Annotated in this window: 7 protein-coding genes and 1 pseudogene; 7 read left to right on the top strand and 1 reads right to left on the bottom strand. The window is 64.3% G+C overall.

The window, feature by feature from the left end; translation table 11 throughout:
• Window positions 1-483: 483 nt before the first annotated feature.
• On the top strand, window positions 484-825 hold the full coding sequence (locus MUW49_RS16830; RefSeq protein ID WP_244813003.1) for a hypothetical protein: 342 nt from the start codon (window positions 484-486) through the stop codon (window positions 823-825).
• Between the two features lie 160 nt (window positions 826-985).
• Here the strand turns inward: MUW49_RS16830 and MUW49_RS16835 are convergent, their stop codons facing one another.
• Entirely contained in the window at window positions 986-2134 is a 1149-nt protein-coding gene (locus tag MUW49_RS16835; RefSeq protein WP_244812999.1) for a BCCT family transporter, read from the bottom strand.
• Here MUW49_RS16835 and MUW49_RS16840 point away from each other — a divergent pair.
• The 6 genes and pseudogenes from MUW49_RS16840 to MUW49_RS16865 form a co-directional block, all read left to right on the top strand.
• Window positions 2076-2468 (top strand): annotated as a pseudogene (locus MUW49_RS16840) (DUF2063 domain-containing protein); the annotation flags it as partial. The gene MUW49_RS16835 and the pseudogene MUW49_RS16840 overlap by 59 nt on opposite strands.
• The gene (locus MUW49_RS16845; protein ID WP_041213281.1) at window positions 2465-2920 is read left to right on the top strand and encodes a DoxX family protein; all 456 of its coding nucleotides are present in this window, start codon (window positions 2465-2467) and stop codon (window positions 2918-2920) included. The pseudogene MUW49_RS16840 and the gene MUW49_RS16845, both read left to right, overlap by 4 nt.
• Window positions 2921-2980: 60 nt before the next feature.
• Entirely contained in the window at window positions 2981-3445 is a 465-nt protein-coding gene (locus MUW49_RS16850) for a GNAT family N-acetyltransferase (RefSeq protein ID WP_210539119.1), read from the top strand.
• Between the two features lie 202 nt (window positions 3446-3647).
• A complete protein-coding gene (locus MUW49_RS16855) occupies window positions 3648-4943 on the top strand; it encodes a PAS domain-containing methyl-accepting chemotaxis protein (RefSeq protein WP_210539120.1) in 1296 nt (431 codons plus the stop codon).
• Window positions 4944-5087: 144 nt separating this feature from the next.
• Window positions 5088-5645 carry a DUF3332 domain-containing protein gene (locus MUW49_RS16860; RefSeq protein ID WP_210539121.1) on the top strand — a complete coding sequence of 186 codons (558 nt, stop codon included), beginning with the start codon at window positions 5088-5090 and terminating at the stop codon, window positions 5643-5645.
• 84 nt (window positions 5646-5729) lie between these two features.
• Window positions 5730-7103, top strand: a complete 1374-nt coding sequence (locus MUW49_RS16865) for an HD domain-containing protein (protein ID WP_210539122.1) — start codon at window positions 5730-5732, stop codon at window positions 7101-7103.
• Window positions 7104-7280 lie beyond the last annotated feature (177 nt).

Here is a 7280-nt window from a genome sequence, read left to right on the forward strand (position 1 = left end):
GCTAAGAAGTTGCTTGAGGTACTGGGTTGCATTGATAATAGTCATGGCTTCGGGCGTGTCGGTTTTTTTTTGCGATTAAATCAGATCACAAACGAAGCCTTTTTTCTATCTATTTCAATTGGTTGTAGCTAAAGATCCTGTACATGTGGCCAGCATAGCCTCAAGCCTCATACGCAAACCAGTCGAAAATTGACGCAACTGGCGAGAAGCGCTGAATTTTTGCGCCAGCTCACCAATCTTGTCTCTTGTCTCTTGTCTCTTGTCTCTTGGCCGAGTGGAGGCGATCAGGGGGAAGGAAGGCTGTGCGAGTACGGCGGCACTTTGGTTGTCATCAAGCCGGGGGACTATAGTGCAGCGAGGCGAGGGTGCCTCGTTTGGCCCGCGTGAGTGGGGCTAACCACAATGGATAGAACGAAGGGAGTTGGTCATATGAAGCGGATCCTGATGGTGTTGAGTCTGTGTGTGACGGTGTTTGGCATGGGAATGGGGGTGGCCCAGAGTGCAACAATGGCGAGTGATGGCGCGGGGGCGCAGCAGGCGTGCGAGGCCCAGGCCGCGGCCAAGAAGCTGGCGGGCGCCGCCAAGACCAGCTTTGTGGGCAAGTGCGTCAAAGATGCCTCCGCCAGTGCCAAGGCAAGCCAGTGCGAGAAAGCGGCCGCCGACAAGAAGCTGGCTGGCGCGGCCAAGAACAGCTTCGTGCAAAAGTGCCTGAAGACGGACGGGGCTGCCGACAAGGCGACCCAGTGCGAGAAGGCGGCGACGGACAAGAAGCTTGCCGGGGCGGCCAAGAACAGCTTTATCCAGAAGTGCGTGAAAACCGCCTGAGCCGGTTGAGGCTCTGAAATCAACGCAGGTTGAGGCAGTGACGAGAAAGGGGCCCTGGGGCCCCTTTCTCTGTTGTGATGGGTGGTGGGGACAGCCCTCGCCGCCAGTGTGCCCGGCCATAAGCTCTGGGCGGGGAGCTGACTTGATCCCTGCCTGGTCATCACTCTCCCTGGGTTGGCTGGGTATGTTCGGGGGCGCTGCTCAGCAGATCCTGCCCCTCGTCCTGGCTCAGCACCAGATAGCGCTCGTACTGGCGCAAGACGTCGGCACTCAGCTCGTCCCGGGTCAGGTACTGGATGTCGTAACCGGCGCGGCCATCGGCAAAATAGGTGATGGGCTCGAAGATGCGGGCCTCGGGATCGTGGTTGTGGGCCGCCTCCAGGGGGGTGAAGGCGGGGGCGGGGCGGGCTTCGATGCGCACCCCGTAGCAGAAGTCCCGGCGACCTTGCTGGGGTACCAGCAGATGGCACTGATCCGGCCCATCCTCTTCGACCCGGCTGGTGATTCCCCGGGCAGCGAACTCCTGACTCAGGGCCGTCAGGGCGGGCAGGGCGACCTTGTCCATAAAGGCGCGGGCCTCCTGCTCGGTGGAGGGGCGTAGCAGGTGATCCATCCGGGTGCGCCACTGCTTGCCGTTCCAGAAGTCAGTGGCGGGGGAGAGGCGCCTGGCCGAGTGCTCCTTGTCTGCGACAAGGCCGCGGCAGAGTCCGAGGCAGAGCAGGACCATGATGAAGGCAAACGGCAGGGCGGCGATGAGGGTCATGGACTGGAGTGCCGCCAGCCCCCCTGTGCTCATCAGGGTACCCGCGGTGACCCCGAGCAGCAGAGCCCAGAACAGGCGCTGCCAGACCGGTGAGCCCTCCTTGCCCTGGGTGGCGATATTGTCGATGACGAAGGCTCCCGAGTCGGCGGAGGTGACGAAGAAGACGCTGATGAGGATCACCGCGAGGGCCGAGGTGATGTCCGCTCCCGGCAAGAGGTCAAAGAAGTTGAACAGCAGGGTGTCGATGTTGCCGACCGAGTCGATGAGGCTTATGCCCCCCTCATGCTGGCTGGCCCAGATGGCGGCGTTGCCGAACACAGTCATCCAGAGCAGGTTGAAGGCGGTGGGCACGAACAGGACGCCGAGGATGAATTCGCGCAGGGTGCGTCCGCGGGAGATGCGGGCGATGAAGAGGCCGACGAAGGGGGACCAGGAGATCCACCAGGCCCAGTAGAGCAGGGTCCAGTTGCCGAACCAGCCCGCCTGGCGGGTCTCGCTGCTTGCACCAGAGACGCGGCGCTGGCCCGCCGAGCGGCTTGCCGCCATGACCCCTGACCACTGGGAGCGGCTGGTGCTGCATCCTGCCTGCGATCTGCTGCTCCTGGAGAGCCCCCATCCGGTGCTGGCGCTCTGGCAGATGGCCCTGCACGGCGGTGAGACGGTCAGGGAGCTGGATGCTGTCTGCTCCCTGGCACTCAAGAAACGCCCCGGACACCGGGTCGACCCCATTCCCCTGGATGCCGCCGCCTGGCGTCTGCTGCAAGGCTGCCTGCAGGGCAGGCCGCTGGCCAGCCTGCTGGCTCAGGATCCCGCCATGGCCGAACACCTGGCCCCCCTCATCACCCTCGACCTGCTGGTCGATCTGGAGCTTGCCCCATGACAACGCAAACCCTTGCCAGGCCCCTTGGCCCCCTTGTTGAACGAATCTTGCCCTGGTGCAGCGGTGGCCTGTTGCTGCTTGCCAGGCTCTGGGTCGCCACCATTTTTCTGCGATCCGGCTGGCTCAAGTTAACGGCCTGGGACAGCACCCTCTATCTGTTCGAGTTCGAATATCAGGTGCCCCTGCTGCCCTGGCAGTGGGCGGCCTATGCGGGCACGGCGACCGAGCTGTTGCTGCCCCTCTTCCTGCTGGCGGGCCTCTTCACCCGTCCGGTCGCCTTGCTGCTCTTTGGCTTCAACGCCATGGCGGTCATCTCCTACCCGGCCCTCTGGGCGGGAGGCTTTCACGATCACCAGTTGTGGGGCTGGATGCTGCTGACCCTGGCCGTGTGGGGGGCGGGCCCCCTGGGGCTCGACAGCTGGCGCCTTGCCCGTCGCTCGCCTCCGGCGTAAGGTGGCCGCACACGAGCCCTGCCTGACTGACGGGTGGGCAAGGAATGCAAAGGAGAAGAGATGAAGGTTCGCGAGGCCCTGGCGGCCGATATTCCTGCCCTGACGACACTGCGCATGGCGCTCTTTTGCGAGGTGGGGGAACTTGCCCGGCCCGATGAGGATCCGGTCCTCAGGGAGGCGACGCAGGCCTACTTCATTCAGGCGCAGGAAGAGGGTCGCGCCCGTAGCTGGGTGGTGGAGGAGGAGGGCGAGGTGGTGGCGTGCGCCACCCTGGCACTCTTCGTGCGCCCGCCCTACCCGGGCAATCTGGCGGGGCGGGAAGGGTACCTGCTCAACATCTACACCCGGCCGGCCTGGCGCAGACGGGGAATGGCGAACGCCCTGCTGGTGGCCATGGTGGCGTATGCCCGCGAGCAGCAACTGGGCAAGCTGTGGCTCCATGCCAGCAGTGATGGGCGCGCTATCTACGAACGGTTCGGCTTTGCCGGCAATCCTGCCTGTCTCGAGTGCGTACCTGCCCGTTAGCCTCCTCTTTTTCTGCACCGGGCTGATCCTCTTTCACAAGGGCTGCGTACTGGGAGCCCTTGGCGGCATCGCCGCTTTTCTATACACTGCGCGCCCCATTCGTTTCAGTCGTCCGACCACTTATGTCGGCGCTGGCGGTGCCGATACCCTCTGTGGGTGAGGCCGTGGTGCCCATGGGGATGGTCAACGAGGAAGAAGTGTCATGTTCAATCAGAAGCTCAAAGCGCAGTTGCAGGCATGCCAGACCCGGCTCGACGAGGAGCAGGGCATCATAGAGGCGATCAAGGCGGGTGCCGCCACCGTCATCTTCAGCCCGGAGGGGATCATCCAGGAGGCGAGCACCCCTTTCCTGGCCCTGATGGGATATGGTGCCGCCGAACTGATTGGGCAGCCCCACAGCCAGCTCTGTCCGAGGGCCTGGGGGGAGTCCGGTGACTATCGCCAGTTCTGGCGCCGCCTCGCCCAGGGGGAGGTGCAGTCTGGCACCTTCGAGCGCGTGAACCGGCAGGGGGAGACGCGCTGGCTGGAGGCGACCTATTTCCCGGTGAAGCACCAGGGCCGGGTGACCCGGGTACTCAAGATGGCCAGCGACGTCACCGAACAGCACCAGCGGCTGGAGCGACTCGAGGCGCTGACCGAGGCGCTGGACCGTTCCCGGGCCATGATCGAGTTCACCCCGAACGGCGACATCATTCATGCCAATGCCAACTTCCTGAGCGTCATGGGTTACACCCTGGGGGAGATCGCGGGCAGGCACCACAGGATCTTCTGTGACGAAACCTTCCTGCGCGAGCAGCCCCGTTTCTGGGAGGAGCTGGCCCGGGGCCAGTTCAAATCCGGCCTCTTCATGCGCCACAACAGCCGGGGGCAGGCCGTCTGGCTGGAGGCGACCTACAATCCCATCCGGGATGGCAGCGGCAAGGTGGTGCGGGTGGTGAAGTTCGCCAGCGACATCACCGCGCGCATCGAGCAGAACCACGCCACCCGGGAGGCGGCCCGCCTGGCCCACAGCACCGCCCAGGAGACCCTGCACAGCGCAGAGGAGGGGGCGGGCTTGCTACGCGCCGTGGTGCAGACCTCTTCCCTCATCGCCTCCCAGGTGGATGAGGCCATCGCCCTCATCGGCCAGCTCAACGAGCAGTCCAGAAGCATCGAGGCCATCGTCTCGACCATCAGCGCCATCGCCGATCAGACCAATCTGCTGGCCCTGAACGCTGCCATCGAGGCGGCGCGGGCGGGGGAGCAGGGGCGCGGGTTTGCGGTGGTGGCGGACGAGGTGCGCCAGCTGGCCGCCCGCACGTCGCTCTCTACCGACGAGATCGCCAAGGTGGTGCAGAAGAACCGCGAGCTGACCGCCAGGGTGACCGACGACATGGCCGGGGTGGCGGGCAGCGCCGAACTCGGCAAGCAGCAGATCGCCGGGGTGGACAAGCTGATGAGCGAGATCCACCAGGAGGCGGACAGGGTCTCCCAGACGGTGTCCGCCCTCTCCATCTGAGGGGCTGACCGCAAGATTGCCAACAGAGTGAGCGATCGGACGGCCAGGCTGAACCCTGGCTGTATGACGCCCCCCTTCGTCATTGTGCCGCCCGGCCCCCTTGTTTAGGCTGCCGCCTCCTTTTTATTGAGCAGGTAGACAACAATGGCAGTACGACAGAGAGGCAGGGCACTGGCCCTGCTGCTGGGAATGGGGGCGAGCCTGGGGCTCGGTGGTTGCATGGGCCAGATGGGCCTCTCTTCCATGGTGACCAAGGGCAACCTCAGCGTGGTGGACAATCGCTACGGCCGTGCCGGCGTCTTCGTGCTCCTTTCCCCCGTCTATGGCTTGGCGGCCACGGCGGATCTCTTCGTGTTCAACACCATCGAATTCTGGTCCGGCAAGAACCCCATTACCGGCAAGGCGCCCGCCCTGGTGGATCAGAAGAGCGATGCGATCATCAAGGTGAACCCGCACCTGGATCCTGCCCTCAACCAGGTGCCGCTGGCCCTGCTGCCTCAAGGGGTGCGCGAGGTACAGGTGAGCTACCCGGACGAGCGCACCGCCCAGATGGAGATCCACTACATCGACGGTCAGCGCAGCCTGATGCGGGGAGAGATGCGCGGGGAGCGGCTGGATCTCTATCTGGATGACAAACTGGTCTCGACCCTGAGCCGCGAGCAGCTCGATGCGGCGGCAAGTCGGGGAGCGGTGCAGGCATAATTTGTCGCGCCCCTGATCCTTTACTCCCGACAAATGCTATACATGCCTGCGGGCAAGTACGCCCCGATGTAGAGGGAGTGGGCTATGACGGTAAACGGGTTGCGTTTGGCAGAGCTGATTGGTTCTCTCAGTCATGCCCTGGACATGACGGAAGGGCAGCCGAGAGGCCACTGCATCCGCTGCTGCTGGATAGGCTCTCGTCTGGGGGAGCAACTGGGACTGGATGCCCGGCAGCGCCACGACCTCTACTACACCCTGTTGCTCAAGGATCTGGGGTGCAGCAGCAATGCCGCCCGCATCTGCGAGCTCTATCTCACCGACGATCTTCACTTCAAGCGCGACTTCAAGCTGGTGGATGGCTCCCTCTCCGAGGTGGTCAACTTCGTGCTGGGCCACACCGGCTTGCAGGCGGATCTGCTGGGCCGTTTTCGCAGCCTGTTCCACATCTTTCGCAACGGGGATCAGATAGCCAACGAGCTGATCCTGACCCGCTGCCACCGGGGGGCGGACATCGCCCGCCAGTTGCGTTTCAGCGACGAGGTGGCCCAGGGGATCCTCTCCCTGGATGAGCACTGGAGCGGCAAAGGGCGGCCGCAACAACTGGCGGGGGAGGCCATTCCGCTCTTCTCCCGCATCGCCCTGCTCTGTCAGGTGGTGGACGTGTTTCACGCCGCCGCCGGGCCGGACGCGGCGATGAGGGAGCTGCGCGAGCGCAGCGGCAACTGGTTTGATCCCGCCCTGGTCAAGGCCTTCGAGGCGCTGGCCGATGACGCCTTCTGGCAAGGGCTGGCGGATCCCGCGTTGGCGGAGCGGGTCTTCGCCCACCCGGCGGGGCAGGGGGAGGTGGCGCTGGATGAGGATTATCTGGATGAGATTGCTGCGGCCTTCGGCCAGGTGGTGGACTCCAAGAGCCCCTATACCGCCGGGCACAGCGGCAGGGTGGCGCTCTATACCGACATCCTCGCCGCCCAGATGGGGCTGTCCGAGCCACGGCGACGCTGGCTCAAGCGGGGTGCCCTGCTCCACGACGTGGGCAAACTCGGGGTGAGCAACGCCATCCTCGACAAGCCGGGCAAGCTTGACGAGCAGGAGTGGGCGGCGGTGCAGATGCATGCCGCCTACACCGAGGAGATCCTGAGCCGCATCGGCGCCTTCGAGGAGCTGGCCCAGGTGGCTGGCGCCCACCATGAGCGACTCGACGGCAAGGGCTACCCCAAGGGGCTCAAGGGGGAGGCGATCACCCTGGAGACGCGCATCATCACCACCGCCGACATCTTCGATGCCATCACCGCCAAGCGTCCCTATCGGGATGCCATCCCGGTGCCGAGGGCCCTGGAGATGATGGCGGAAAACCTGGGCACGGCCATCGACCCCGACTGCTTTGCCGCCCTGAAGGCGGGGATAGAGGACTTCTCCCTCTACCTCACTCCGGAGCAGCCCCTGGCTCGTGCAAGCTAAGGCGCGAGCCCGAGACAAACAAGCCCCGCATCGGCGCAATGCTGTTCACTTAAGAGAATTTGAGTTCCAGTCCACGTAGTATCAGGACAAAAAATCGAGGGAGGCATGATGCCTCCCTCTTTCTATTGCAAGCCCCGCTGGATAAAGGCTGGAGGAAGATCGACTGGACACAGCCTT

Source organism: Aeromonas sp. LsrichE-8G (assembly GCF_022869435.1).
GTDB classification, from domain to species: Bacteria; Pseudomonadota; Gammaproteobacteria; order Enterobacterales; family Aeromonadaceae; genus Aeromonas; species Aeromonas caviae.

Bases quoted from the DNA above. Each gene is read 5' to 3' on its own strand.
- MUW49_RS16830 (WP_244813003.1), top strand. From the start codon at position 484: ATGGGGGTGGCCCAGAGTGCAACAATGGCGAGTGATGGCGCGGGGGCG.
- MUW49_RS16835 (WP_244812999.1), bottom strand. From the start codon at position 2,134: ATGGCGGCAAGCCGCTCGGCGGGCCAGCGCCGCGTCTCTGGTGCAAGC.
- MUW49_RS16845 (WP_041213281.1), top strand. From the start codon at position 2,465: ATGACAACGCAAACCCTTGCCAGGCCCCTTGGCCCCCTTGTTGAACGA.
- MUW49_RS16850 (WP_210539119.1), top strand. From the start codon at position 2,981: ATGAAGGTTCGCGAGGCCCTGGCGGCCGATATTCCTGCCCTGACGACA.
- MUW49_RS16855 (WP_210539120.1), top strand. From the start codon at position 3,648: ATGTTCAATCAGAAGCTCAAAGCGCAGTTGCAGGCATGCCAGACCCGG.
- MUW49_RS16860 (WP_210539121.1), top strand. From the start codon at position 5,088: ATGGCAGTACGACAGAGAGGCAGGGCACTGGCCCTGCTGCTGGGAATG.
- MUW49_RS16865 (WP_210539122.1), top strand. From the start codon at position 5,730: ATGACGGTAAACGGGTTGCGTTTGGCAGAGCTGATTGGTTCTCTCAGT.